The following is a 26,426-nucleotide window of genomic DNA, read 5'->3' as shown; positions in this document are numbered from 1 at the left end:
GGCCGTGACGGGCCGCCGGACCCGGCGATTTCGAGCGCCCGCGACGTCTATGCCATGCCGGACAGTGTCCCAGAACGCCTCCGGACCTCCGCAACCCCGGTAGGGTTGGCGCACATGCGGCTGGTCATCGCGCGGTGCAGCGTGGATTACGTGGGACGGCTCACCGCCCATCTCCCCATGGCACCTCGGCTCATCCTGATGAAGGCGGACGGAAGCGTGTCGATACACGCCGACGACCGCGCGTTCAAACCCCTGAACTGGATGAACCCTCCCTGCAAGGTCCGCGAGGAGACGATCGACGGGGTTGTCACCTGGTCGGTCGTGCACGGCAAGACCGGTGAGAAGCTCGTGCTGACGATCGAGGAGATCCTGCACGACTCCAGCCACGAGCTGGGCGTCGATCCCGGCCTGCGCAAGGACGGCGTCGAGGCGCACCTGCAGGAACTGCTCGCCGAGCACATCACCACGCTCGGGGACGGCTGGACGCTGGTGCGCAGGGAGTACATGACCGCCATCGGCCCCGTGGACATCCTGTGCCGCGACCACCTCGGCGGCGCGGTCGCCGTCGAGATCAAGCGGCGCGGCGACATCGACGGCGTGGAGCAGCTCACCCGCTACCTCGAACTGCTCAATCGCGACCCGCGCCTGGCCCCGGTCAAGGGGATCTTCGCGGCCCAGGAGATCAAGCCGCAGGCCCGCGTGCTCGCCGCCGACCGCGGCATCGAGTGCGTGACGCTCGACTACGACGCCCTGCGCGGCATCGAGCCGGAGAATCCGACGCTCTTCTGATCCGGGCATGTGGCATCCGCCGGTTGTCCTCCGAAAGGAGGACAACCGGGTCCACCGGCCGTTGGTGTTCCACGAGCCGTACGGACGCGAATCTTGAGTCATGACGACAGCGGTGAGAGTGCGCGGGCTGGCCAAGCGCTACGGCGACGTGCAGGCGGTCGGCGGCATCGACCTCGACATCCAGGCGGGCGAGGTGTTCGCGATCCTCGGCCCCAACGGGGCCGGAAAGTCCACCACGGTGGAGATCCTGGAGGGCTACCGGCGCCGGGACGCCGGTGAGGTGAGCGTCCTGGGCACCGACCCGGGCCGGCCGACGCGCGAGTGGCGGTCCCGGATCGGCGTGGTGCTCCAGACGGCCAACGACGTGGCCGAGGCGACCGTGCGGGAGACGATCCGGCACTTCGCGGGCTACTACCCCAACCCGGCGGACCCGGACGAGGTGATCGAGCGGGTCGGCCTGACCGACAAGGCCGGCAAGCGGATCAGGCAGTTGTCCGGCGGCCAGCGGCGCCGGATGGACGTGGCGCTGGGCGTGATCGGCAACCCGGAGCTGCTGTTCCTGGACGAGCCGACCACAGGCTTCGACCCGGAGGCGCGCCGCCGGTTCTGGGAGCTGATCCAGGACCTGGCCCACCAGGGGACCACGATCGTGCTGACCACCCACTACCTGGACGAGGCCGAGGCGCTGGCCAACCGGGTGGCGGTGGTGGCCCGCGGCCGGATCGTCGCAGAAGGCACGCCCGCGACCCTGGGCGGGCGGGCCACCGCCAAGGCCACGGTCCACTGGGCCGGCGGTTCGGAGGAGACCGACACTCCGACGAAGACCGTGCTGGAGCTGAGCCGCCGCTTCGACGGCGAGATCCCCGAGCTGGCCGTGATCCGGCCCTCCCTGGAGGACATCTACCTCCGCCTCATCGAGGACTGAGCCTCCGCCGGGCACAGCCGCCCGCCCGGCGGCGACTCCCCCGGCACACCCGAGGTATGCGCACTCCCGCGTAGGACGGGCCCCTTCTTCCCTCCCGCCGGTGGTGGACCCCGCCGGCTCCCCCCATACAGCCGAGGACTGCTGACTGCCATGACCGAAATCGCCGCACCGAGGGCCGCGACGGCCGCCCCCGCCCGAATGCCTTCCACCCTCCGCGTGGGACTGTCCCGGGCGGCCCTGGAGACGAGGATGTTCTTCCGGGAGAAGGACGCGGTCCTGTTCACCTTCTCGTTCCCGATCATCCTGCTGGTGATCTTCGGGTCGATTTTCTCCGACCAGATGGAGGGAACCGGGCTGAGCGTCTCCCAGCTCTACGTGGCCGGACTCATCGGCTCGGCCACCATGACCGGTTTCCAGAACCTCGGCATCGGCATCGCCATGGACCGGGAGGACGGCACGCTCAAGCGGCTGGCCGGGACGCCGATGCCGCCCGCGGCGTACTTCATCGGCAAGGCGCTGAACACGCTGCTCGTGTCCTTCCTCCAGGTGGCCATCCTGCTGGCCATCGGGGTGGCGATGTTCGACCTGGAGTTGCCCTCCGCCGCATCGAGCTGGCTGACCTTCGCCTGGGTGTTCGTGCTCGGAGTGCTGGGGTCGTCGCTGCTCGGCGTCGCGGTCAGCAGCCTGCCCAGATCCGGCAAGAGCGCGGCCGCGGTGATCACGATGCCGTTCGTGGTGCTGCAGTTCATCTCGGGGGTGTTCATCCCGCTCAGCCAGCTTCCCGACACGCTGGCGCGGATCGCCTCGTTCTTCCCGCTCAAGTGGATGTGCCAGGGTTTCCGGTCGGTCTTCCTCGGTGACGCCGGTGCCACACTGGAGCTCGCCAAATCGTACGAACCCGGCCGGGTCGCCCTCGTCCTGGGCGCCTGGCTCGTTGGAGGGCTGGTGCTGTGCCTGACGACCTTCCGCTGGAAGGGGCGGCGCGACGGTTGAGCGGACCGGCGGAAGGGCAGCGCCGCCGCGCGCGGCCCATCCGCCTGTTCACCCGTCAGCGCCCGGACCCGGCCGGGCCGCATGTATGGCACCGGCGGCTCGGCTGGGAGCTGCTGCTCGCCGCCTCGACCCTGCTCCCGGCCGTGTTCATCGCGGTGGACGACCTCCCCCCGTGGCAGCGGATCCTCGCCGCCGGGTCACTGGCCGCGATCCCCCTGCTCTACGTGTTGTTCGGCCGGCCCGCGATCAGGAACGGCGACCGGCGCCGGGGCGTCGTCTACATCGTCCTGCTCGTCGCGTTGTTCACCCCGGCCGTGCTCATCGAGCCATCGGCGTCGATAGCGCTCTTCGGGCTCTGCTCGCAGTGCTTCATGGTGCTGCGAGCACGCTGGGCGATCGTCGGCCTGATCACGCTGAACCTGCCTCTGGTGGTGCGCTACCTGGTCCAGGAAGACCAGCGGAGCTCGTTCAACTTCCTGGCCATCATCACCACTGTGATCTTCTTTTCCTCGCTCTTCGGCATCTGGATGGAGCGGATCATGGAGCAGAGCGAGGAGCGGGCCGCGCTCATCCAGGAACTGGAGGCCCAGCGGGCCGAGGTGGCCCGGCTCTCGACCGAGCACGGAGCCATGGCCGAGCGGGAGCGCCTGGCCGGGGAGATCCACGACACCCTGGCCCAAGGGTTCACCAGCATCATCATGCTGCTCCAGGCGGCCGAGGCGCAGCCGGACCCGTCCCGCCACCTGGCGCTGGCCGTACGGACCGCGCGGGAGAACCTGGCCGAGGCCCGAGCCCTGATCAGCGCACTCAGCCCGGCCCCGCTCGACGGCCCGAGCCTGGACGAGGCGTTGCGCCGGCTGACCGACCGGCTCGGTGAGGAGACCGGGATCGAGACGGGATTCTCCGTCACCGGCGAGCCGCGGCCGCTGCCCCGCCCGGCGGAGGTCGTGCTGCTCCGGGCGACCCAGGAGGCCCTGGCCAACGTACGCAGGCACGCGGAGGCGGGCCGGGCCGAGGTCACGGTGGCCTACCGGCCGGAGTCGGTCGCCCTGGAGGTCCGCGACGACGGGCGCGGCTTCGACCCCGCGGCCACCGGCGGATACGGCCTGCGCGGGATGCGCGCTCGCGTCGAGCAGGCCGGCGGCTCCGTGACGGTGACGAGCTCGCCCGGCGCGGGCACCCTCCTGGAGGTCGCCCTGCCGACCGGCCCGGCCCGTCCCTGCGCCGCTCTCCCCGGCGCCGCTCTCCCCGGGGCGACGGCGACGGCGGCGGCGGCCGCCGCGGGACCGGCCTCCGTCCCTCCCGCCCGTACGGCGCCTGCCGTGGTAACAGCCGACGCCCACCCCACCGAGTCCGGAGTGTGACCCGATGCTGCGCCTGATGATCGTCGACGACCACCCCGTTGTGCGCGAAGGACTGCGCGGCATGCTGGAGTCCGACCCCGGGATCACGGTGGTGGGCGAGGCGGCCTCCGGAGACGAGGCGGTGGTCCGGGCCGGGGAGCTCACACCCGACGTGATCCTGATGGACCTGCGGATGCCGGGCGGCGACGGGGTGAGCGCGACCACCCGCATCCTGGCGGACCGGCCGGAGAGCCGGGTGATCGTGCTGACCACCTACGAGGCCGACCAGGACATCGTGCGCGCGGTCGAGGCCGGGGCCGCCGGCTACCTGCTGAAAGACACCTCCCGGGCGGATCTGCTGGCCGCGATCGTCTCGGCGGCGCGGGGCGAGACGGTGCTGTCGCCGTCCGTGGCGACCCGGCTGGTGACCCGGATGCGGGCGCCGGTGACCGAGACGCTGTCCCGGCGTGAGACGGAGGTGCTGGCCCTGGTCGCGCGGGGGCTGACCAACGCCGAGATCGGCAAGGCGTTGTTCATCAGTGAGACCACGGTGAAGACGCATCTGCTGCGGGTCTTCACGAAACTCGGCGTCTCCGACCGCACCGCCGCGGTGACGACCGCCCTGGCGCGCGGGCTGCTGTAATTGCCGATGCAATTGCAGCAAGGTCTGTGTATCTCAATTGGTAAGCGTGCTGACCTCTTGACGGCCTTGTCAAGCTAATGACCGTCTTTGGCATAGCCCGAAAGTGCTTATTTCTCAGCACTTCCGCAAAAAGGATCTTGCGTTCATAATGGGGACTTCTGGGGGGACCATGACAGGGTGAGGTGAAAAGTGGCGGGACGGGACTATCGGGGGATGTCGGCTGCCGAAAGGCTTGCAGACAGGAGGGAAAGGCTCATATCGGCCGCATACACCCTGTTCGCCCAACCCGGCTTCCACGCCACCACCATCGAGAGGCTGTGCGCGACCGCGCGCATCTCCAATCGCGCCTTCTACGAATGCTTCTCCAGCCGTGAGGACCTGATGCGCGCGGTTTACGAGCGGTGCATCGAGGAGACGCTCGCGTCGGTCACCGAGGCCATCGACACGGCCCCGCCCACGCTCGACGACCGGATCGTCGCCGGCATCGCCGAATACATCCGCTTCGTCACCAAGGACGTGCGGCGCGCCCGTCTGATGCACCTGGAGGTACGGCGGGCGGGCAACGTGCTCAGCGGCGCCCGTCAGCAGGCGGTGGCGTCGTTCACCAAGGTCATAGAGTCCTCGGCGCGGGGCGCGGCCCGCATGCCTCCCCTCGACCTCCACCTGCTTGCGCTCGGCCTCATCGGCGCCATCACCGAGTTACTCATCGAGTGGGTGATGACCGAACCGTCCCCACCCACCGAGCAGCTGATCGAGACCGCCGTGTACATCTTCCGCCGCACCTTCTCCTCCGACGGTCCCCTGGCCGCCTCCACCCAGTGACCCGTGGCGGCCTCCGCCCGACGAAGCAGGGCGCACGGCTACGCTGAGCGGCATGACCCGAGCCGACAACGACAAGCCGGTCGTCCTTTCCAAGATCTACACGAAGACGGGCGACGACGGCACGACCGCACTGGGCGACATGAGCCGCACCCGCAAGACCGACCCCCGCCTGGCCGCCTACGCGGACGTGGAGGAGGCCAACGCCGCCATCGGCGTCGCTCTCGCCACAGGCGGCCTGTCCGAGGACGTCACGGCCGTCCTGAGCCGGGTGCAGAACGAGTTGTTCGACGTCGGCGCAGACCTGTGCACCCCGGTCGTCGAGAAACTGGAATTTCCGCCGCTGCGGGTCGAGGAACCGTACGTCGCCTGGCTGGAGGAGCAGTGCGACCGGTTCAACGCGGAGCTGAAGCCGCTGCGCAGCTTCATCCTGCCCGGCGGCGCACCCGCAACGGCCTTCCTCCACCTCGCCCGCACGGTCGTACGCCGGGCCGAGCGCTCGGCCTGGGCGGCGCTGGAGGCGCACGACGACGTGAACCCCCTGACGGCCACATACCTGAACCGCCTGTCCGACCTAATGTTCATCCTCTGCCGCGTGGCCTCCGCCGGCGACGAGATCCTCTGGAGGCCCGGCGCCACCCGCTGAGCGTCACGCGGCGTCGAGGTGGGCGCTGGGCGGGGCGGACTCCAGCCAGGCGAGGAAGCCGGTGAGGGCGTCCTCGCTCATCGCGAGGGACAGCGGGCCGCGCTCCGCGGAGCAGACGACGGTCCAGTAGCCGGCGGGGCCCTCACCCGTGCCGAGCATCCTCCGGCTGGAAACGGTGAGGCCGCGCCTCGCGATCGCGTGGCGCGGCCTCAGGCCGAGTCCCAGGAACGGGATCCAGTGGAGCTCTCCCCCTGCGTAGCGGGCGACCCCGCTCTTCCAGCCCCCCTGGCCGTCCCGTACTCGGCAGACGATCGTGCCCCGGGCCCGTGCCAGGACGAAGCCCCGGATGACGAGGAGCGCGGCCACGGCGAAGACGCCCGTGAGTATCCCAAGCGCCGCCACTGGCCGCCCTCCTCCTGTCGTGTCAGACCTCTTCGCCGGCCGCCCGCAGCCGGGCGGCCGCACGCTTGGCCTGCAGTCGTGCGTCCGCGTCCTCCTGGTCGGCCTCTATCGAGGCCTGAGCACGCTGCAGCGCGTCCTTGGCCCGCGCGACGTCGACCTCGGAGCCGAGCTCGGCCGCCTCCGCCAGGATCGACACGTCGTTGTCGGCGACGGAGATGAATCCGCCGTGCACCGCGGCCACGAGGTCGCCTTCGTCGCCGCGCTTGACGCGCAGCACCCCGCCCTCGACGAGGACACCGAGAACGGGAGCGTGGTTCGGCATAATACCGATCTCGCCGTCTACGGTCTTGGCAATGACCATGTCGGCCTCGCCCGTCCAGATCTCACGTTCCGGCGACACGACGCCCACGCGAAGCTTTGCCACTTCTCAGCTCCCTTTCGACGGACGCCTGTACGACGCGGCCGCTGCCGTGCCGTACAGGCGTCGAAGGCGTCCTAGCGCTCGAGTTCCTTCGCCTTGGCGATGGCCTGCTCGATGCCGCCCACCATGAAGAATGCCTGCTCGGGCAGGTGGTCGTACTCGCCGGCGCACAGGCCCTTGAACGAGGCGATGGTCTCGTCCAGCGGCACGAACTCGCCCGGCTGGCCGGTGAACGCCTCGGCGGCGTACATCGGGTGGGACAGGAACCGCTCGATGCGGCGCGCCCGCTGAACGGTGACCTTGTCCTCTTCGGAGAGCTCGTCGATGCCCAGGATGGCGATGATGTCCTGCAGTTCCTTGTACTTCTGCAGGATTCGCTTGGTCTCCTGGGCGACCGCGTAGTGCTCCTCACCGATGATCTGCGGGTCGAGGATCCGCGAGGAGGAGTCGAGCGGGTCCACCGCGGGGTAGATGCCCTTCTCCGAGATCGGCCGGGACAGAACGGTCTGCGCGTCGAGGTGCGCGAACGCGTTGTGCGGCGCCGGGTCGGTGATGTCGTCCGCGGGCACGTAGATCGCCTGCATGGAGGTGATCGAGTGACCGCGGGTGGAGGTGATGCGCTCCTGGAGCACACCCATCTCGTCGGCGAGGGTCGGCTGGTAACCCACGGCGGACGGCATGCGGCCGAGCAGCGTGGACACCTCGGAACCCGCCTGGGTGAAGCGGAAGATGTTGTCGATGAACAGCAGCACGTCCTGCTTCTGCACGTCGCGGAAGTACTCCGCCATGGTCAGAGCGGACAGCGCCACCCGCAGACGGGTGCCCGGGGGCTCGTCCATCTGGCCGAAGACGAGCGCGGTGTCCTTGAGGACGTCCGCCTCCTCCATCTCCAGCCACAGGTCGTTGCCCTCACGGGTGCGCTCGCCGACGCCCGCGAACACCGAGGTGCCCGAGAACTTCAGCGCGACGCGGCGGATCATTTCCTGGATCAGAACGGTCTTGCCGACGCCCGCGCCGCCGAACAGACCGATCTTGCCGCCCTTCACGTACGGCGTGAGCAGGTCGATGACCTTGATGCCGGTGGGCAGCATCTCCGTACGGGCCTCGAGCTGGTCGAACGCCGGGGCCGGACGGTGGATCGGCCACCGCTCGTTGACCTCGATGGAGGCCTTGGGCGCGTCCAGCGGCTCGCCCAGCGCGTTCCACACGTGGCCCTTGACCGCGTCGCCGACCGGCACCGAGATCGCGGCGCCCGTGTCGGTGACGGCCGCGCCGCGGACCAGACCGTCGGTGGGCTGCATGGAGATGGCCCGGACGATGTTGTCGCCGAGGTGCTGCGCGACCTCCAGCGTCAGGGTCTTGGTCTCGCCGCCGAGCTCGACGTCGACGGTGAGCGCGTTGTAGATGTCCGGCATGGCCTCGACGGGGAACTCCACGTCGACGACCGGACCGGTGACGCGGGCGACACGGCCCACGGTGGTCTCAACAGTCTGTGCGGTCATTTCACTCTTTCCCCGCTGCGGCGTCAGCCAGCGCGTTCGCGCCACCGACGATCTCGCTGATTTCCTGGGTGATCTCGGCCTGACGCGCCTGGTTCATCTGCTGGGTGAACACGCGGATGAGCTCGTTGGCGTTGTCGGTGGCCGACTTCATCGCGCGGCGCCGGGCGGCGTGCTCGGAGGCGGCCGACTGGAGCAGCGCGTTGTAGATGCGCGACTCGATGTAGCGCGGCAGCAGCGAGTCGAGCACGTCACCGGCCGTCGGCTCGAACTCGTAGTAGGGCGGGATGCCCTCCGGGGGCGTCTCCGCCTCCTCGACTTCGAGCGGCAGGATCCGCTTGACGATCACGTTCTGCGTCAGCATCGAGACGAACCCGGTGTAGACGACGTGGATCTCGTCGATCCCGTCCTCCGCCTTGAACGCCGTGATGAGCGCGTCGGCGATCTCCTTGGCGTTGGCGTACGTCGGGTTGTCTGAGAAGCCGTCCCACTCGCCGAACATCTCCCGGCTGCGGAAGCGGTGCCAGGTGAGGCCCTTGCGGCCCACGACGTACGGCTTCACGGTCAGGCCGCGCTCGGTCAGGTGGCCCTTCAGCGCCTCGGCCTCACGGAGGATGTTGGCGTTGTAGCCGCCGGCGAAGCCGCGGTCGCTGGTGACGATCAGGACGCCGGCCGTGGCCGGCTGCTCCTTGGCCACCGTGAGCGGATGGTCGACGTTCGTCGTGTTCGACAGGACCGCCGACACCGCGTGGGTGATCTCCCGCTCGTACGGCACGGCCGCCTGCATCCGCTGCTGCGCCTTGACGATGCGCGACGAGGCGATCAGCTCCTGCGCACGGGTGATCTTCGCGGTGGACTTGACCGACTTGATCCGCCGCCGCAGCTGTCGAAGCTGGGCACCCATGGGTTACTTCGCCTCGGCCTTGCGAACGTGCTTGACGACCTTCTCCTGGCCGACCTCGCTGGCGTCCAGCGCCTCGACCGGCTCGTCGTTGACGAGCAGCTCACCGCTGGAGGTGGTGAAGCCCTTCTTGAACTCCGTGATGGCGTCCTTGAGGGTGGTCACCGTGTCGTCCGTCAGCTCCTTGGTCTCGCGGATGCTGTCGAAGACACCCTTCTGGGCGGTGCCGAGGTAGTCGAGGAACTCGGCCTCGAAGCGGCGGATGTCCTCGACCGGCACGTCGTCCAGCTCGCCGGTGGTGCCGGCCCACACCGAGACGACCTGCTTCTCGACCGGGAACGGGCTGTACTGCGGCTGCTTGAGCAGCTCGACCAGGCGGGCGCCGCGCTCCAGCTGGGCGCGGGAGGCCGCGTCCAGGTCGGAGGCGAAGGCCGCGAAGGCCTCCAGGTCGCGGTACTGGGACAGCGACAGACGGAGCGTGCCGGCCACCTTGCGCATGGCCTTGACCTGGGCGGAACCGCCGACTCGGGAGACCGAGACACCGACGTTGATCGCCGGGCGGACACCGGCGTTGAACAGGTCGGTCTCCAGGAAGCACTGGCCGTCGGTGATGGAGATGACGTTGGTCGGGATGAAGGCCGACACGTCGTTGCCCTTGGTCTCGATGATCGGAAGACCGGTCATCGAGCCGCCGCCCATGTCGGCCGAGAGCTTGGCGCAGCGCTCCAGCAGACGCGAGTGGAGGTAGAAGACGTCGCCGGGGAACGCCTCACGGCCCGGCGGACGGCGCAGCAGCAGCGACACGGCGCGATAGGCGTCGGCCTGCTTGGTCAGGTCGTCGAAGACGATCAGCACGTGCTTGCCCTGGTACATCCAGTGCTGGCCGATGGCCGAACCGGTGTACGGGGCGATGTACTTGTAGCCCGCGGGGTCGGAGGCCGGAGCGGCGACGATGGTGGTGTACTCCAGCGCGCCCGCCTCCTCGAGGCGGCCCCGCACCTGGGCGATCGTGGAGCCCTTCTGGCCGACGGCGACGTAGATGCAGCGAACCTGGCGGCTCGGGTCGCCGGAGAGCCAGTTCTCCTTCTGGTTGAGGATGGTGTCGACCGCGATCGCGGTCTTGCCGGTGCCGCGGTCGCCGATGATCAGCTGACGCTGGCCGCGGCCGATCGGCGTCATGGCGTCGATCGCCTTGAGGCCGGTCTGCAGCGGCTCCTTCACCGGCTGGCGCTGGACCACCGAGGGGGCCTGCAGCTCGAGGGCGCGGCGGCCCTCCGCGGCGATCGGGCCCTTGCCGTCGAGCGGGTTGCCCAGGGGGTCGACCACGCGGCCGAGGAAGTCGTCGCCGACCGGCACCGACAGGACCTCGCCGGTGCGGCGCACCTGCTGGCCCTCCTCGATGCCGCTGAAGTCGCCCAGGACGACCGCACCGATCTCGCGCACGTCGAGGTTCAGCGCCAGGCCGCGGGTTCCGTTCTCGAACTCGAGCAGCTCGTTCGCCATCGCCGAGGGAAGGCCGGAGACATGGGCGATGCCGTCGCCGGCGTCGACGACGGTCCCGATTTCCTCGCGCGCGGCACCTTCCGGCTCGTACGCCTGGACGAAGCGCTCAAGGGCGTCCCGGATCTCGTCCGGCCGGATCGTAAGCTCCGCCATCTGTTTCTTGTCTCCCTATTCGCCTCAGCCGGCCAACCGGCGGCGGACTTCTTCGATACGTCCGGCGATCGTGGTGTCGATGTAGTCGTCTCCGACCCTCACGGAGAACCCACCGAGCACCTCCGGGTCCACCTCGACGTTCAGGTGGACGTCTCGCCCGTAGGTGGTTCGCAGCCAGGCCGCGAGCCGCTGCTTCTGCTGCTGTGAGAGCGGCACCGCGCTGCGGACCACGCCCACCAGGCGCTCGCGCGCCCGCGCGACGATCCAGCCGAACTCCTCCAGTGCCGTCTCCAGGCTACGTCCCCGCGGGTGCACAACAGCCTGCGTGACGAGCCGGACAGTGGAGGGCGCGGCCTTCCCGCCGAGCAGCGTGACCAGCAGTTCGCGCTTGCGCTCGGCCGGGATGGCCGGGTCGCTGAGCGCGCGGCGCAGCTCCGGGTTGGCGGCGAGGATGCGGCTGAAGCGGAACAGCTCGTCCTCGACGTCGTCGAGGCGGCGCTCCGACTCGGCCTCGGCGGCCGCGGACATCACGCCGACGCGCTCCAGGGCGTCCGGCAGGTCGCCGGCCCTGGACCACTTGGCCCTGACCCCGGCGACCGCGATCTCCAGCGCGGCCTCGCCGACCTTCCCCTGCAGCAGGGAGCGCAGGACGCTCTCCTTCTGCTCCGCAGGGCGCGAGGGGTCGGAAAGACCCCGGCGCAGCCCGTGCTCGCGGTCGAAGAGGTCGGCGACGGCGAACAGCTCCTCGGCGAGGGCGCCGAGGTCGGCGGTCGCGGCGGCGGTGTTGAACCGCTCCTCGACCTCCGTGAGGGCGGTCCTGCTGAGGCCGCGCATCAGCGGACCGCCTCCGGACGGCCCTCGAGCTCTTCGAGGAACCGGTCCACGGTGCGACGCTGGCGGGCCTCGTCCTCGAGCGACTCGCCGACGATCCGGCTCGCCAGCTCGGTGGACAGGCGCCCGATCTCACCGCGCAGCTGGGTGAACGCCTGCTGGCGGTCGGCCTCGATCTGGGCGTGAGCCGCCTCGACGATGCGCCGTGCCTCGGCCTGGGCCTCCTCGCGGAGCTCGGCCTTGATCGCGGCGCCCTGCTCGCGGGCCTCCTCGCGGAGTCGAGCCGCCTCCTGGCGGGCCTCCGCGAGCTGCGCCCGGTACTGCTCCAGAGTGCGCTGGGCTTCGGCCTGGGCGTCCTCGGCCTTCTTGATGCCGCCCTCGATAGCCTCGGTCCGCTCGGCCAGCGTCTTCTGGATGCGCGGGGTGAGGATCTTTCCGACGACGAGGAAGACGACGAGGAAGGCGAAGCTGCCGACGACCAGCTCGTAAGCGTGCGGGATGAGGGGGTTCTCCGCCTCCTCGGCCGCCAGGAGCGTAGCTGCCAGAGTCATATGTGCAGCCTTCCTTCAGAGTGGGTACGTCAGCTCTTGGGGTAGATGAAGGGGGCGACGAGGCCGATGAGGGCCAGCGCCTCGGTGAGGACGAAGCCGAGCAGCATGTTCTGCCGGATCAGGCCGTACGCCTCGGGCTGGCGGGCGATGGCCTGCACGCCCTGGCCGAAGATGATGCCCACGCCGATACCGGGGCCGATGGCGGCCAGGCCGTAGCCGATGGCACCCAGGTTGCCGATGACGCCGGCGGCCTCAGCGAGAATGCTCATTGGTCTTTTCCTTTACTGGTCGGCCGGTGAGTGTCGTGTCACCGGTCTGGTCTACGTAAGGGGCGGGTCTCAGGGATCCGTCAGTGGTCCGCGTGCAGCGAGCCGCCGATGTACATGGCGGCCAGCAGGGTGAACAGGAAGGCCTGCAGGAACTCGATGAACATCTCGAAGCCGGTCATCGCGATCGTCATGATCACGCCCACGACACCGAGGCCCGCCCCGAGCGGGGTCGGCTTCTCGAAGAGGAACCAGAATCCGACGGCGCTGAAGAAGGCCAGGATCAGGTGTCCGGCGAACATGTTCGCGAAGAGTCGGACGGCGTGCGTGAAGGGCGCGATGATCAGGTTCGACAGGAACTCGATCGGCGCGAGCAGCACGTAGATCGGCTTCGGCAGTCCGGGCGGGAACATCATGTTCTTGAAGTAGCCGCCGAGACCCTGGTGCTTGATGCCCAGGTAAATCTTGATCACGTAGATGGTGACCGCGAAGACGATGGGGAACGCGATGTGCGACGCGACCGGGATCTGGATCAGCGGGACGACACCGAAGAGGTTCCACAACAGGATCAGGAAGAACAGGCTGAGCAGCAGCGGCATCCACCGCTCCGCGTCCTTGCCCAGGAACGGGCGGGCGACCTGGTCGCGGACGAACTGGTAGCCCATCTCGCCAATGTTCTGCATGCCCCGGGGCACGAGCTTCGGATTGGCGAAGGCGCTCCACGCGAGGGCGGTCACCACGAGGGCGCCGAAGATCGCCATGAGCGCTGGCTTGGTCAGCCAGGACGGGGCACCCTCGTACAGCGGAGGGAAGTCGAAGATGGACGGTCCCGGCGCCGTGAAGTCCTCGGCGACGAGCATGAGGGGGGTCACTTGGCCACCTCGCCTGCCTGCTTGGGGCCGAATGCCCGAAGCATGTGCTTGTTCGTCCGTTCGCTACGCTCGCGCACGGGCGTTCCCTTCAACGATTGGATCAACAGAAGAGCGTGGGAAGCGGGCCGGCTGTCAGCGGCCGTACTTCAGATAGACGAGGTAGGCAGCCAGCCCGACCCCGAGAATGACGCCTATGGGGATGAACGCATGCACGCCGGTCCACCAGCTCAGCAACCAGCCGAGGCCGCCCCATACCAGGATCCCGGACAGCAGATAGCTCGGGACCGACCAGGCGGCGTCGGCGAAGTCGCGGCCGTCGGTCTCGGGCCTGCGCTCCTGTTCGCTCATCGCGCCATGACGATAGCAGGAGCCATGCGGACTAGTCATATCGGGCTGCCCCGTACGCGTGGTCATCCGCGGCCCTGCCCGGGAACCTTCGCCTCAGGCTCCACATAAAGCATCTTCAGTTTCATGAATCCGCGCATCTCACCGATAGTCCAGGCGAGCGTGCACGCGATGACGCTCAGCGCGAACACCCGGGAGTCGAACGCGGTCGTGCCGGAGAAGGCGTTCATCATCGCCATGATCGCGAGGATCTTGACGACATAACCCAGCACGGCGGCCGCCATCATCGCCATGGGCGAGACTCGGCCGGCCCAGGAGACGACGACCAGGCCGACGGTGAAGAAGGCGGCGACGAGGACGAGACCGATGCCGGCGCCCAACGCACCCTTGGCCCCGGTCGTGAACACCGCGACGAGCGCGGCGAGGAGACCGACGATCAAGGTCGGCACGGCGGCGCCCTTGAGAACGCGCACGTCGTTGGCCTGCATGGGACTCCAGATCGGTTGTCAAACGAGCGATTGCTACCTGCTGGGGCGTCGTTGGCCTTGCCCCTTGCTAGTGAAAGCTATCACAAGCCCCGGAGTGCCACCTTTACCTGGTGTTTCGGGTCGTCGCCGACCTGCGGGGACGGCTCAGAGGAAGGTCCCGGTGTCGGCGCGGGAAGTGGTGGGAGGGGCGCCGGGGGAACCGGGGGCGCCCTGCCCGGGGTAGGGATGCCGGCCCGGCGCCGGGAGCCTGGCGGGGACCGCCTGGCCGGAGGCGGCGGGAGCGGCCTGACCCGGGGTGACGGGCGGGGCGGGCGGGGGGACGACGGGGTAGACGAGCGTGTCGCGCTCCGTCGTCCCGCGTCTGGCGGGGCCGGGGCCGGACGAGCGGCTCCCGGCCGGACGCGCTCCGATCTTCTGGTCGTCCTTGGAGTCCTGCGTCGCGGTGCGGCGCGACCGCCACCGCGGCAAACCCATGATCACCAGCACCGCCACCGCGAGCACGATCGTCAGGGGGAACACGATGAGCGGCACGCGGCCGATCGACAGGCCCACGATCGCGAAGGCGAACAGGAACGTCCACGCGTACATGATCAGCACGCTGCGCCGGTGGGAGTGGCCGATGTCGAGCATCCGGTGGTGCAGGTGGCCGCGGTCGGGGGCGAACGGGGACATCCCGGCCGACGTCCGCCGGACGACCGCCATGATCAGGTCGGCCAGAGGGAGCACCACGACCGCGATCGGCAGCACCAGCGGCAGGATCACCGGGAATCGGTTGATCTTGCCGACGACCGCGTCCGGCTCGACCGACGACAGGCTCGTGATCAGCGAGGTGGCGAGCAGCAGGCCGAGCAGCATCGCGCCGGTGTCGCCCATGAAGATCTTGGCGGGGTTGAAGTTGTGCGGCAGGAAGCCCGCGCACATCCCGATGAGGATCGCCGCGATGGCGGCCGTCCCGTTGATCCGCGAACCGCTCGCGGTCTGCTGCAGCACGATCGAGTAGGCGAAGGTCGCCATCGCCGCGATCCCGACGATCCCGGCGGCCAGGCCGTCCAGCCCGTCGACGAAGTTCACCGCGTTGATCACGACGACCACGATCATGATGGTGAGGATCGTGTACAGGGTCTTGTCGAGGGCCTGGGAGCCGCCCATCGACTGCGGCAGCGGGAGGAACTGCAGGTACACGCCGAAGTTGACGAGCAGCCCGCCCGCCGCGATCTGGCCGCCCAGCTTGACGAGCGCGTCCATGCCGAGCCAGTCGTCCAGGAAGCCGGTGACGACGATCAGGCCGCCGGCCGCGAGAAGGCCGATGACCGTCTGGCCCGTCTGGCCGCTGTCGAACGCGCCGCCGACGTACGGCAGATTGCTCGCCACCAGCAGCGCCGCCGCCATTCCGCCGAACATCGCGAGCCCGCCCAGACGCGGGGTGGGCACCTTGTGCACGTCCCGCTCCCGCACCTCGGGCGCCGCGCCGATGCGCAACGCGAACGCCCTGACCGGCGGCACCAGCAGGTACGTCACCGCGGCCGCCACGAGCGCCAAGAGGAGATATTCGCGCACGGACCTAGTTTCCTGGATAGGCGGATCGGTTGTGACGGGCAAAAGACATAGATCGCCCTATCCCTAACGGGGATATGCCGGATGCGTCGCGGTCAGCCCCTTTACCCGTTCGAGGACCGACGTTATCGCACCCGGCTGCCGGATGGCCCGGACGACGAGAGACGCGATCTCCCTCATTTCCGCCGCGCCCATGCCCTGGGTGGTCGCGCAGAGCGTGCCGACCCTGATCCCGGAGGTCACGGTCGCGGGCGCCGGGTCGTACGGGATCGCGTTGTGGTTGAGCAGGATCCCGGCCTCGGCGCAGCGCCGCTCCGCCTCCGCCCCGCTCACCCCGGCGCCGCGCAGGTCGACCAGCGCGAGATGGGTGTCGGTGCCGCCCGACACCGGGCGCAGCCCCTCATCCGCCAGCCCCTCCACCAGCGTCCTCGCGTTGTCCACCGCCGACGCCGCGTAGGCCCGGAACTCGGGGCGCAGCGCCTCGCCGAACGCCACCGCCTTGGCCGCGACCACGTGCATCAGCGGCCCGCCCTGGCTGAAGGGGAACACCGCCCGGTCGATCCCCGACGCCAGTTCGTCCGTGCACAGCACGCCTCCCCCGCGGGGGCCGCGCAGCGACTTGTGGGTCGTGAAGGTCACGACGTCCGCGTACGGCACGGCCGACGGAATGGCCCGGCCGGCCATGAGGCCGATCTCGTGGGCGACGTCCGCCAGCAGCCAGGCCCCGGCCTCGTCGGCGATGTCGCGGAAGGCGGCGAAGTCGATCAGCCGGGGATACGCCGTGGCACCGCAGACGATCACGCGGGGCCGGTGGCGCAGCGCCAGGTCCCTCACCTCGTCGTAGTCGATCGTCTCGGTGTCCCGCCGCACGCCGTAGGAGACGACGTGGAACCACCTGCCGGAGAAGTTGGCCTTGGACCCGTGGGTGATGTGGCCGCCGTGCTCCAGTGCGAGCGCCAGGACGGTGTCCCCCGGCTGCAGAAGGGCCGCGTACGCCGCCAGGATGGCCGTGGTGCCGCTGTAGGGCTGCACGTTGACGTGGTCGGCTTCGAACAACCGCTTGGCCCGCTCTACGGCGATCTGCTCGGCGCGGTCGGCCACCTCGCAACCGCGGTAGTACCTGTGGCCCGGGTAGCCCTCGGCGTACTTGCCGTTGAGCGCCGAGCCGAGCGCGGCGAGGACGGCGGGCGAGGACAGATTCTCGCTGGCGATGAGCTGGAGCCCGCCGCGCAGCCGGGCGACCTCGTCGAGCAGCACCTGGGCGACGTCCGGGTCCTGCGCGGCGAGCCGGGCGAAATCAGGCCCGTAGAACGGCTCCGAACTGTCCATGGAACCGGCTCACAATCCCGTGGCGGTCTTCGCTCCAAGAGTAGACCGCCCGGAGCCCGTCGCGCGGGCGTCGTCGCTGTTCAGAAGGTTGTCAGAGGTCGCCGGTCGTCGCTCAGGAGGTGAAGGCGTGCGGTGCGCCGGCCTTGCCCGGAATCCAGCGCGGCGTGTCCGCCGCCTGGTCGCTGATCGCCGTCAGCACCGCCTGACGGTACATCCCGAGGCGGTTGCGCCATTCGGCCACGTCCTGGACGTACCGTTCGGCGACCGGAGCGTCCCACACGTCCCTGCTCCGCGCCATCTCATACGGTTTGTCCAGAGACTTGGTGAGCTGGTCCATCAGCGGAACCACCTGTAGCCACAGGTCGACGAGCTTCTGGTACTCCGGGTTGAACACCCATCCCGTCGGCTGCCCGCCGGGCGAGAGCAGGTCGGTGCTCGACGGCGCCGGCGGGGTCTCCCCCGGCTGCAGCGGAGTCGGCGCCGGCGGGTCGACATAACTCACGATCACGCCTCCTGTGCGAAGCCGGCCAGCACGCCGGCGTTGGTCGTCGCCTGCCCTGCTCCGAGCACCCCGGGGGGCCGCCGCCCGGCTCTGCGCATCCGGTCGCCCCGCCCCGCACCGTCGTCCGGCCCGGCCGCCCGAGTCGCACGGAGGCGGTCCCTGGGAGGCGGGCCCTGGCGGCGATCCCGCCCGAGCGGGAACGTCACTCGCACGCGTCACTTCTCCGGCTTCTCGATGACGACCTCGACGGCTTCGACGCGGTCGGCGGGCCCGTCGGGCTGGATCTTCCTGGCCACCCAGTCGCCCTTGCCCCACTCCCCTTCCGGGACGCCGACGTCCGGCATGTCCATGGGCTCGATGTCCCGATGGTGGTTCACCAGCATGCGCGGCACGGCCTCGTCATCCGAGTGGCGAGCGGGGTAGGTGAGCACGTCACCGGGCTGCGCGGCGGCGAGTGATCGGGGATCGGGAGCCGGAGCCTGGCCGGTGTCCGGCGTCCCCGCCGCACCGTTGGTCCCCGCGTTGTTCGTTCCCGCGTGATGTGCCGCCGCACCGTGTGCGCCATGACCATGCGTTCCCGCACCGTGCATGCCATGACCATGCGTCCCCGCACCGTACGCGCCGGAGTCATGCGTCGCCGCGCCGTCCCCGGCTGCCCCGATCGCGCCCGTGGCGGCATCGTTGTCGCACGCTCGCCCGTTCGTACCGGCCGCGCCGTCGGCCCTGTCGCTCACACCGGTCGTCCCGGTGTGGCCCGTCGCGCCATCGCCGCCGGCCCCCGTCGCGCCATCGCCGCCGGTCCCCGTCGCGCCCGCGGCCCCCACCGTCCCGGCCACGTGGCCGTCTCCGGCCGCCGTCCCCACCGCGGGCAGGCTGCCGGTCACCGTGCCGGTCGTACCCGCCGCGTGCCCGGTGCCGGGAGCGTCCACCGCCTGCAGGCTGCCCGTCACCGTACCCGTCGCGCCTGATGTCGCGGGCGCCGCGTCGGTCGTGCCCGTGGCACCTGCCGTCCCGGCCACGTGAGCCGCGCCGTTCGCCGCATTCGTCCCCGCAGGTGCCGCGGGTGCCGCGTCGGTCGTGCCCGCCGGGTGAGCGGTCCCGGTCGCCCCGGGCGCCGCATGGGTCGCATCGGCCGTACCGGTGGCACCCGCCGCGGTCGCCGGATGCGTTGTCCCGGTCGCCGTACCGCTTGCGGCCGTGTCGCCCGTGTACGCATGACCGCCGGCGCTCGCCGTCACCGCGCCGTGGCCGGCGGGAGTCCCCTGCACGGCGTTCGGGGTGTCGGCCGCGAGCGGATCACCGGAAAGGTTGTCCGCGGGCGTGCCGACGTAGGCGCCCATGGGATCGCCGGGCGCGAGGCCGGGTTGCGGAGGCTGGTTCGCCGCCGGGTTGGTCGGCTCGGCGGGTGGCACCAACCCGGGCGGCCCGTCCGGGTGCGCACCGGTGGCGCTCGCCGTCTGCGCGTCCACGCCGGGCGTGTCGATCGGCTGGACACCCTGCGGGTGCTCGGCGCTGGGCTGGTTCATCGGGGTGCTGACGACCTTGACCCCGTCGACGACTGTCACCTGCCGACCGGCGGGGTCGATGTCGTCCGGGTGATCCTTGCCGGGGGTGTCGTAAAACGCCGAGTCGTTTCCGCCCGTGGAGGGTCGCTCCCCGGCCGCTTTCGGATCGACCGAAGTCCCCTGCCCCGGGTTCTGGTCCTGCCCCTGGGCGACGGGCTGCGCGTGGTTCGCGCCCTGATCCTGACCCACGATCTGATCTCCGCCGGCAGGCTGACCCGGGCCTGCAGGCTGGTCCTGGCCCACGCCCTGCCCCACACCCTGACCATCGCCGACCGGCTGCCCCTGGCCGGTGGGCTGGTGAACCTGGCCGGGGTCGCCGCGGGTCGCGCCCGTGTCGCCGGTGCCGCCTGCGGCGCCGTCGGCGCCCGCCTGGCCCGCACCGGAGCCGGTCCCCGCACCGGTGTCGCCGCTCGCGCCGGTGGCCGGAGGCGTCCCCGCGCCCGTACCGGTGTCGGCGGGGTGGGCCGGACCGTGTGTCGAGGAGGGCATCTGGGCGAGGGAACCCTCGACGGTGCCGTAGGAGGGCTTGCCCGCGAGCTCCCCTTCGGCCACGCCGCGACCTCCGCCGTTGCCGTTCGCGCGGGTCGCGCCGTCGGCGGCGCTGTGCGCCCGGTGGGAGGCCTCACCCTTCGCTGCCGTGCCGGAATCGCCGGAACCATGCGACGACGTACGGACGGCGTCGTGCTTGTCGTGGGCCGCCTTGCCCTCGAGCTTGGCATCCGGCTTCGCGTCGGACTTGCCGTCGGTCTTGTGCTCGCCGGTCTTCGCGTCGGCCTTGTGTCCAGATGTGCCGTCGGCCTTGTGGTCGGCCTTGTGGTCGGCTTTGTGGTCGGACTTGCCGTCGGACTTGCCGTCGGCCTTGTGGTCGGGCTTGGCGTCGCCCTTGTCGCCCTGCGTGCCGGACTTCGGCGCCGGATCGTCCGCCGGCGCGGTGGTGTCCCTCTCCTCCGTGAAGGAGGCCCCGCGGGCCGTGGGGGCCTTGCCCGTGCTCTGCTGTTTCTCCTTCTTCTCCAGCAGGGTCACGCGGTTCGTGACGTCCTTGACCATCGTCGAGCACGCGTCGGCGACCTGCGACGGCCGGTGGGTCACGTGCACGGAGACGCCTGCCGTACGCGTCAACTGGGTGACCCGGGCCTCGATGCCGTCCATCTGCTTCGCGGCGTGCTGAACCTCCGACAGCAACTCACGGACGAGCTTCGGATCCATCCCGTCGAGCTTGGCCATGGGCGCGCGCCTCCACAGAGATATCGGCGCACTTCACGGTAGCCGGGGTGGCATCAGTAAAGAAGCCCGATAGCCAGACGGCATCGATCGCCCTGATCAGAGCCCCGACGGCGTCTCACCATATGAGACGCACGCTCGGATCGCGGTCACTCCTCGGTCGCGAGGTATCCCACGAGGCCACGGATCTTGTCGACGGGAATCGCGCCCTTGCGCAGCACCCGGGGCACGGCGGTGGTCAGGTCGACGATCGTGGACGGCACGTTGTCGTCGCGGGGGCCGCCGTCGAGGTAGACGTCCACCGACTCGCCGAGCTGTTCTTCGGCCTCGTCGACCGTGGTGGCCGCCGGGTTGCCGGACCGGTTGGCGCTGGAGACCGCCATCGGGCCGGTCTCCTTGAGGAGGTCCAGCGCGACCGGGTGCAGCGGCATGCGGACGGCGACCGTCCCCTTGGCGTCGCCGAGGTCCCACGACAGCGACCGGTTGGCCCTGAGGATGAGCGTCAGCGGCCCGGGCCAGAAGGCGTCCACCAGGTCCTGCCCGTACGTCCCGAGGCTCTCCACGAGGGCGTTGGCGGCCCGTACGGTGCCCACGAGGACGGGCACGGGAATGTCCCTGCCCCGGCCCTTCGCCTCCAGCAGCGCGTTGACGGCGGAAGGGGTGAAGGCGTCGGCGCCGATCCCGTAGACGGTGTCGGTGGGAAACACCACGAGCTCGCCCCGCCGTACCGAGGAGGTCGCCTCGGCCAGTCCGGTCATCCGCTCAGTCTGGTCGGCACAGTCAAACCGTCGGCTCACGAAGCCATCCTTCCACGTGTCCCGCCCGGCTCCGCCGCCGCGTGGCCCCGCCGGGCCGCTGGAGTCAGTCCTGGGTCAGCCGGGCCGTGACGAACCTGTCCCGGCCGGTCAGGTCCTGGCGCAACCGCACGTCGCGCCAGCCGTTCTCCTCGGCGAACAGCCAGTAGACGGCGTTGCCCTGCTGGTCGGCGTGCTCGACCACGGCGAACCCGCCCGGCCGCAGCAGCCGCCGCGCCGTTCGCTCGACGGCTCTCACCTCGTCCAGCCCGTCCTCACCCGACCCGTACAGGGCCCGCGAGGGATCGTAGTCGCGCACCTCGGGGTCGCGCGGGATCGCTCCGGGCGGAATGTACGGCGGATTGGAGATGACCAGGTCCACCTGGCCGTTCAGTTCCGGCAGGCAGTCGGCCAGATCCTCCGGATGCAGGGTGGTGCGGCCCTGGCCGTGTTCGAGGATGTTGCGCTTGGCCCAGCCGTACGCCACGGGGTCGATCTCGACGGCGTGCACCTGCGCCAGCGCGACCTCCTGCGTGATCGACAGCGCGATGGCCCCGGAACCGGTGCCGAGGTCGACCACGATGGGAGAGGCGACGTCCATCTCGCGCAGCCGGTCGATCGCCCAGCCGGCCACGACCTCGGTCTCCGGCCTGGGCACGAACACGCCCGGGCCCACCTCGAGGGAGAGGTAGCGGAAGTAGGCCCGTCCGGTGATGTGCTGCAGCGGCTCGCGTGCCTCGCGCCGGGCGACGCCCTCCCAGAACCGCGCGTCGAAGTCGGCGTCCTTGATCGTGTGCAGCATGCCGCGCGGGACGCCGTGTACGAATGCCGCGATCTCCTCGGCGTCCGTTCGCGGTGACGGCACTCCCGCCTCGGCGAGCCGGGCGGTGGCGAGGGCGATTTCGTCGAGCAGGAAGGTCATGGTCTCTTACAGCACGGTCCTCGCGGCGTGGCCTGGGAATCGTCGGTCATGGGCAGACGGGCCGCCGGGACGGCCCACCGTCGTTCGACGACCCACGTCCATCACCGTTTCTCCCATCGTCCCCTCATCAGGCTCGCGGCGGGCTCACGAATGAGCGGCCAGCTTCTCCGCGAGTTCGGCGTCGAGCAAAGCCTGTATCACCGCGTCGAGATCGCCGTCCAGGACTTGGTCCAGGTTGTAGGCCTTGAAGCCCACGCGGTGATCCGAAATGCGGTTCTCCGGGAAGTTGTAGGTGCGGATGCGCTCGGAGCGGTCGACCGTGCGCACCTGCGACTTGCGCTCGGCCATCGCGGCCGCCTCGGCCTCCTCCTGTGCCATCACCAGCAGCCGGGCGCGCAGGATGCGCAGCGCCGACTCCTTGTTCTGGAGCTGGCTCTTCTCGTTCTGGCAGGAGACGACGACGCCGGTCGGCAGATGGGTGATCCGCACGGCCGAGTCGGTCGTGTTGACGCTCTGGCCGCCGGGGCCGCTGGAGCGGAACACGTCGATGCGCAGGTCGTTGGGGTCGATCTGGACGTCGACCTCCTCGGCCTCCGGATAGACGAGCACTCCGGCGGCCGAGGTGTGGATGCGGCCCTGCGACTCGGTCACCGGCACCCGCTGGACGCGGTGCACGCCGCCCTCGAACTTGAGCCGCGACCAGACGCCCTCCCTGCCCTTGATGGCGACGGTGACGTCCTTGTAGCCGCCGAGGTCGGAGTGCTGCGCGTCGATGATCTCGGTCTTGTAGCCGATCCGCTCGGCGTACCTGAGGTACATCCGCAGGAGGTCTCCGGCGAACAGGGCCGACTCCTGGCCGCCCTCGCCCGCCTTGATCTCCATGATGACGTCCTTGTCGTCGTTGGGGTCGCGCGGGACCAGGAGACGGGTGAGCTTCTCCTCCAGCACCGGGATGCGGCCTTCGAGCTCGGCCGCCTCCTCCGCGAACGCCGGGTCCTCCGCCGCCAGCTCGCGCGCGGCCGTGAGGTCCTGCCGTACGCCTTCGAGCTCCCGGTAGGTCGCGACGATCGGCGTGAGCTCCGCGTAACGCTTGCCGTAGGTCCGCGCCTTGCTCTGGTCGGCGTGCACGGCGGGGTCGGCGAGCCGCAGTTCCAGATCCGCGTACTCACTCATGATCTCGTCGAGGTTCACCGCACGCTCCTTTGCTCAAGCTCCTCGGTAAAGGCCGTAATCACCAAGAACGCCGACCCGGAGACGCCCCAAGAGAGGGGCGCCCCCGAGCCGGCGTCCTGGAGGAGCTACTTGCTCTGGGCCTTCTTGCCGAAGCGCGCCTCGAAGCGCGCCACCCGGCCACCGGTGTCGAGGATCTTCTGCTTGCCCGTGTAGAAGGGGTGGCAGGCGGAGCAGACGTCGGCGTGGAGCACGCCGTTCTTGGCGGTGCTACGCGTGGTGAAGGTGTTCCCGCAGGTGCAGGTCACCTGGGTGACCACGTACTCCGGGTGGATGTCGGGCTTCATGTCTCAGTCCTAACGCTAGGCGCGGTCGCCGGGTCGCTCCGTCTGTCACGGCCTGCGCGCATCGGCACACCTGTGATGCGCGGTGCGGGAACCGGTACCGCTGCGGTTCGGCTACCAGTGTGCCAGATCCTGCAACCATCCCAGGCCATGGGCTATTCCCGGGGCCGGCCACCGTGGTGGCGGGCGGCGGATCGGCGGATCACGCCGACGCCCCGGACGGCGCGGCCGTCCGGGGCGTCGGTCGAAAGGGCGTCAGTCGCGGTCGTTGCTGACCGTGGTCTTCTGCACCTGGAGCAGGAACTCGGCGTTGGACTTGGTCTCCTTCATCTTCTCGAGAAGGAGCTCCAGCGCCTGCTGCATGTCGAGGGCGTGGAGGACGCGGCGGAGCTTCCAGACGATGGCCAGCTCCTCCTTGCCCATCAGGATCTCCTCCTTGCGGGTGCCGGAGGCGTCCACGTCGACCGCGGGGAAGATCCGCTTGTCGGCCAGGGAGCGGTTGAGCTTGAGCTCCGCGTTGCCGGTGCCCTTGAACTCCTCGAAGATGACCTCGTCCATCTTGGACCCGGTCTCGACGAGGGCCGTGGCGAGGATCGTCAGCGAGCCGCCGTTCTCGATGTTGCGGGCGGCGCCGAAGAACCGCTTCGGCGGGTAGAGCGCGGTCGAGTCGACACCACCGGACAGGATGCGGCCGCTCGCGGGCGCCGCGAGGTTGTAGGCGCGCCCGAGACGGGTGATCGAGTCGAGCAGGACGACCACGTCGTGGCCCAGCTCCACCAGCCGCTTCGCCCGCTCGATGGCGAGTTCCGCGACGGTGGTGTGGTCCTCGGCCGGGCGGTCGAAGGTCGAATGGATGACCTCGCCCTTGACCGACCGCTGCATGTCGGTGACCTCTTCCGGACGCTCGTCCACGAGGACGACCATCAGGTGGCACTCCGGGTTGTTGCGCGTGATCGCGTTGGCGATCGCCTGGAGCACCATGGTCTTGCCGGCCTTGGGCGGCGACACGATCAGGCCGCGCTGACCCTTGCCGATCGGCGAGACGAGGTCGATGATCCGCGTGGTCAGGACGTTCGGCTCGGTCTCCAGGCGCAGCCGCTCCTGCGGGTAGAGCGGCGTGAGCTTGTTGAAGTCGGGGCGCTGGCGGGCCTGCTCCGGGTCCATGCCGTTGACGGTGTCGAGGCGGACGAGCGCGTTGAACTTCTCGCGCCGCTCTCCGTCCCTCGGCTGCCGGACGGCGCCGGTGACGACGTCGCCCTTGCGCAGGCCGTTGCGGCGGATCTGGGCGAGCGAGACGTAGACGTCGTTCGAGCCCGGCAGGTAGCCGCTGGTCCGCACGAAGGCGTAGTTGTCGAGGATGTCCAGGATGCCGGCGATCGGGATCAGGACGTCGTCCTCGCCGATGACCGGCTCGTTGCCCTCGAAGCGGTCGCGCCCGCGGCGGCCACGCTCGCGGAAGCGGCCACGGCGCCCGCGGGCGTCCTCGCCCTGCTGGTCGCCCTTGCCGTCGGCGCGGCTGTCCGTACGGCTGTCGCCGCGCCCGTCGGAGCGGCCGTCACGACCGTCACGACCGTCGCGGCCGTCGCGACCGTCACGGCCGTCGGCGCGGTCACCGCGGTTGTCGCCGCGGCCCTGCTGGTCACGACGGCCCTGGCCGCCGTCTCCAGCGTCGGCGGCGCGCTGGTCACCGCGCTGGTCACCGCGGCCGTCGCGGTCGCGTCCTCGCTCGCCCCGCTCGCCGCGCGTGCGGCGCTCGCGGCGGTCGCCGCGCTCGGGCCGCTCGGCGCGGGTCTCGGACTGGGCGGCCTCGGCCTGCGGCTCAGCGACGGCGGCGACGCCGTTCTGCGCGGCCTCGGCGGCCACGGCCGGCGCGGCCTCGACCACGGGACGCTCCTCACGAGCCGCGACGACGGGCTCGGCGGCAGGCGTGGCGGCGGGCGCGGCCTCGGGTGCGGGCGCCGCGGCGGCGCGGGAACGTTCCCGGCGGCCACGGGCGGGTCGCTCGACGACGGCGGGCGCTTCGGCGGCGGCCTTCGGCTCGGCCGCGGCCTCTCCCGATCCGCCCTGCTTCTCCTGGATGGCCGCGATGAGCTGGCTCTTGCGCATCCGTCCGGTCCCCGTGATGCCGAGGCTGGTCGCCAGGGCCTGAAGCTCGGGGAGCACCATGCCAGCCAGGCCGGTGCCGGAGCGACGTCGCGGACGGGCCGGGGCGGAAGTGGGGGTGTCGCCGGCGGCCTGGCCGTCGGAGAGGAGTTCGGTGGTGTCGCTCAACTAAGGGTCCTTCCCAGGGGTCGGGCGCCAGAATCGTGCGTCCAGGCGTCCCGGTGATGCGACCCGGCGGGACAGACCGGGTCGGGCTTCGCGAATCTCATGTGTCGGTGACCCTCGGGATTCGCGAGCGGTAGGTGCCCGGGGGCGATCCCCCGGATTGCCGCCACCGACCAGATGTCTTGGTGGTTCGAACGCGCATGTCTCCGAGAACGCCGCCTCCGGCCATGCCACCCGAAGGTGTGCCGACTGGAGGAAACGGTTTCGGGGAAATCGCCCTGCCCGCGTCGAAGGACGCGAGGCGAAGTGCAGCGATGTGCGAATGACAAGCACGCACCCAACACGGGGGCACCTGGTGCGGCTATCA

Annotated in this window: 28 protein-coding genes; 7 read left to right on the top strand and 21 right to left on the bottom strand. The window is 70.2% G+C overall.

Going from position 1 to position 26,426, the window contains the following annotated elements:
• Window positions 1-114: 114 nt before the first annotated feature.
• The 7 genes from nucS to FH610_RS19170 all read left to right on the top strand — a co-directional run bounded on the left by nucS (window position 115) and on the right by FH610_RS19170 (window position 6,158).
• Window positions 115-789 carry an endonuclease NucS gene (gene nucS / locus FH610_RS19200; RefSeq protein ID WP_139575885.1) on the top strand — a complete coding sequence of 225 codons (675 nt, stop codon included), beginning with the start codon at window positions 115-117 and terminating at the stop codon, window positions 787-789.
• Window positions 790-889: 100 nt separating this feature from the next.
• The gene (locus tag FH610_RS19195; protein WP_139575884.1) at window positions 890-1,714 is read left to right on the top strand and encodes an ABC transporter ATP-binding protein; all 825 of its coding nucleotides are present in this window, start codon (window positions 890-892) and stop codon (window positions 1,712-1,714) included.
• Between the two features lie 150 nt (window positions 1,715-1,864).
• Window positions 1,865-2,707: an ABC transporter permease gene (locus FH610_RS19190; RefSeq protein WP_139575883.1), complete on the top strand. Its 843-nt coding sequence runs from the start codon at window positions 1,865-1,867 to the stop codon at window positions 2,705-2,707.
• Window positions 2,704-4,071 carry a sensor histidine kinase gene (locus tag FH610_RS19185; protein ID WP_205825887.1) on the top strand — a complete coding sequence of 456 codons (1,368 nt, stop codon included), beginning with the start codon at window positions 2,704-2,706 and terminating at the stop codon, window positions 4,069-4,071. Before FH610_RS19190 ends, FH610_RS19185 begins: the two co-directional genes overlap by 4 nt.
• Window positions 4,072-4,075: 4 nt before the next feature.
• Window positions 4,076-4,693 carry a response regulator gene (locus FH610_RS19180; RefSeq protein ID WP_139575882.1) on the top strand — a complete coding sequence of 206 codons (618 nt, stop codon included), beginning with the start codon at window positions 4,076-4,078 and terminating at the stop codon, window positions 4,691-4,693.
• A gap of 213 nt (window positions 4,694-4,906) precedes the next feature.
• Complete coding sequence (locus FH610_RS19175; protein ID WP_139575881.1) at window positions 4,907-5,515, top strand: TetR/AcrR family transcriptional regulator; 609 nt, start codon at window positions 4,907-4,909, stop codon at window positions 5,513-5,515.
• Between the two features lie 52 nt (window positions 5,516-5,567).
• Window positions 5,568-6,158, top strand: coding sequence for a cob(I)yrinic acid a,c-diamide adenosyltransferase (locus FH610_RS19170; protein WP_139575880.1), 591 nt, complete (start codon window positions 5,568-5,570; stop codon window positions 6,156-6,158).
• 3 nt (window positions 6,159-6,161) lie between these two features.
• Here FH610_RS19170 and FH610_RS19165 read toward each other — a convergent pair whose 3' ends face one another.
• The 21 genes from FH610_RS19165 to rho form a co-directional block, all read right to left on the bottom strand.
• Window positions 6,162-6,560, bottom strand: a complete 399-nt coding sequence (locus FH610_RS19165; protein WP_139575879.1) for a DUF2550 domain-containing protein — start codon at window positions 6,558-6,560, stop codon at window positions 6,162-6,164.
• A 22-nt stretch (window positions 6,561-6,582) separates the two neighbouring features.
• Window positions 6,583-6,984 carry a F0F1 ATP synthase subunit epsilon gene (locus FH610_RS19160; protein WP_079320504.1) on the bottom strand — a complete coding sequence of 134 codons (402 nt, stop codon included), beginning with the start codon at window positions 6,982-6,984 and terminating at the stop codon, window positions 6,583-6,585.
• 71 nt (window positions 6,985-7,055) lie between these two features.
• Window positions 7,056-8,483 carry a F0F1 ATP synthase subunit beta gene (atpD, locus tag FH610_RS19155; RefSeq protein ID WP_139575878.1) on the bottom strand — a complete coding sequence of 476 codons (1,428 nt, stop codon included), beginning with the start codon at window positions 8,481-8,483 and terminating at the stop codon, window positions 7,056-7,058.
• A gap of 1 nt (window position 8,484) precedes the next feature.
• A complete protein-coding gene (locus FH610_RS19150) occupies window positions 8,485-9,384 on the bottom strand; it encodes a F0F1 ATP synthase subunit gamma (RefSeq protein ID WP_139575877.1) in 900 nt (299 codons plus the stop codon).
• Window positions 9,385-9,387: 3 nt separating this feature from the next.
• Window positions 9,388-11,037: a F0F1 ATP synthase subunit alpha gene (gene atpA, locus FH610_RS19145; RefSeq protein WP_139575876.1), complete on the bottom strand. Its 1,650-nt coding sequence runs from the start codon at window positions 11,035-11,037 to the stop codon at window positions 9,388-9,390.
• 24 nt (window positions 11,038-11,061) lie between these two features.
• Window positions 11,062-11,871: a F0F1 ATP synthase subunit delta gene (locus FH610_RS19140; protein WP_139575875.1), complete on the bottom strand. Its 810-nt coding sequence runs from the start codon at window positions 11,869-11,871 to the stop codon at window positions 11,062-11,064.
• Complete coding sequence (locus FH610_RS19135) at window positions 11,871-12,419, bottom strand: F0F1 ATP synthase subunit B (RefSeq protein ID WP_139575874.1); 549 nt, start codon at window positions 12,417-12,419, stop codon at window positions 11,871-11,873. The genes FH610_RS19140 and FH610_RS19135 overlap by 1 nt, the downstream gene beginning before the upstream one ends.
• A 29-nt stretch (window positions 12,420-12,448) precedes the next feature.
• Window positions 12,449-12,688, bottom strand: coding sequence for an ATP synthase F0 subunit C (gene atpE, locus FH610_RS19130; RefSeq protein ID WP_139575873.1), 240 nt, complete (start codon window positions 12,686-12,688; stop codon window positions 12,449-12,451).
• Window positions 12,689-12,768: 80 nt separating this feature from the next.
• The gene (atpB, locus tag FH610_RS19125) at window positions 12,769-13,557 is read right to left on the bottom strand and encodes a F0F1 ATP synthase subunit A (protein WP_139575872.1); all 789 of its coding nucleotides are present in this window, start codon (window positions 13,555-13,557) and stop codon (window positions 12,769-12,771) included.
• A gap of 132 nt (window positions 13,558-13,689) precedes the next feature.
• On the bottom strand, window positions 13,690-13,905 hold the full coding sequence (locus tag FH610_RS19120; RefSeq protein ID WP_079320510.1) for a hypothetical protein: 216 nt from the start codon (window positions 13,903-13,905) through the stop codon (window positions 13,690-13,692).
• Window positions 13,906-13,967: 62 nt separating this feature from the next.
• Entirely contained in the window at window positions 13,968-14,390 is a 423-nt protein-coding gene (locus FH610_RS19115; RefSeq protein ID WP_139575871.1) for a Cg1360 family ATP-synthase-associated protein, read from the bottom strand.
• A gap of 144 nt (window positions 14,391-14,534) precedes the next feature.
• A complete protein-coding gene (locus tag FH610_RS19110) occupies window positions 14,535-15,947 on the bottom strand; it encodes an MraY family glycosyltransferase (protein WP_205825886.1) in 1,413 nt (470 codons plus the stop codon).
• Window positions 15,948-16,010: 63 nt separating this feature from the next.
• Complete coding sequence (locus FH610_RS19105; RefSeq protein ID WP_139575870.1) at window positions 16,011-17,273, bottom strand: serine hydroxymethyltransferase; 1,263 nt, start codon at window positions 17,271-17,273, stop codon at window positions 16,011-16,013.
• A 112-nt stretch (window positions 17,274-17,385) separates the two neighbouring features.
• On the bottom strand, window positions 17,386-17,775 hold the full coding sequence (locus FH610_RS19100) for a hypothetical protein (protein ID WP_139575869.1): 390 nt from the start codon (window positions 17,773-17,775) through the stop codon (window positions 17,386-17,388).
• A gap of 2 nt (window positions 17,776-17,777) precedes the next feature.
• On the bottom strand, window positions 17,778-17,987 hold the full coding sequence (locus FH610_RS19095; RefSeq protein ID WP_139575868.1) for a hypothetical protein: 210 nt from the start codon (window positions 17,985-17,987) through the stop codon (window positions 17,778-17,780).
• A 3-nt stretch (window positions 17,988-17,990) separates the two neighbouring features.
• Window positions 17,991-20,564: a hypothetical protein gene (locus FH610_RS19090; RefSeq protein WP_139575867.1), complete on the bottom strand. Its 2,574-nt coding sequence runs from the start codon at window positions 20,562-20,564 to the stop codon at window positions 17,991-17,993.
• 146 nt (window positions 20,565-20,710) lie between these two features.
• Window positions 20,711-21,358: an L-threonylcarbamoyladenylate synthase gene (locus FH610_RS19085; protein WP_139575866.1), complete on the bottom strand. Its 648-nt coding sequence runs from the start codon at window positions 21,356-21,358 to the stop codon at window positions 20,711-20,713.
• A gap of 64 nt (window positions 21,359-21,422) precedes the next feature.
• Window positions 21,423-22,277 (bottom strand): peptide chain release factor N(5)-glutamine methyltransferase, encoded by an 855-nt coding sequence (gene prmC / locus FH610_RS19080; RefSeq protein ID WP_139575865.1) that lies wholly within the window; start codon window positions 22,275-22,277, stop codon window positions 21,423-21,425.
• Between the two features lie 144 nt (window positions 22,278-22,421).
• Complete coding sequence (gene prfA, locus FH610_RS19075; protein ID WP_240809058.1) at window positions 22,422-23,468, bottom strand: peptide chain release factor 1; 1,047 nt, start codon at window positions 23,466-23,468, stop codon at window positions 22,422-22,424.
• A gap of 107 nt (window positions 23,469-23,575) precedes the next feature.
• Complete coding sequence (rpmE, locus tag FH610_RS19070) at window positions 23,576-23,794, bottom strand: 50S ribosomal protein L31 (protein WP_139575864.1); 219 nt, start codon at window positions 23,792-23,794, stop codon at window positions 23,576-23,578.
• 252 nt (window positions 23,795-24,046) lie between these two features.
• Complete coding sequence (rho, locus tag FH610_RS19065; protein ID WP_139575863.1) at window positions 24,047-26,062, bottom strand: transcription termination factor Rho; 2,016 nt, start codon at window positions 26,060-26,062, stop codon at window positions 24,047-24,049.
• Window positions 26,063-26,426: the final 364 nt, after the last annotated feature.

Source organism: Microbispora catharanthi (assembly GCF_006334915.2).
GTDB lineage: Bacteria > Actinomycetota > Actinomycetes > Streptosporangiales > Streptosporangiaceae > Microbispora > Microbispora catharanthi.
Note: the sequence above shows the minus strand (reverse complement) of the source record. Positions and strands in the feature narration are given on the sequence as shown.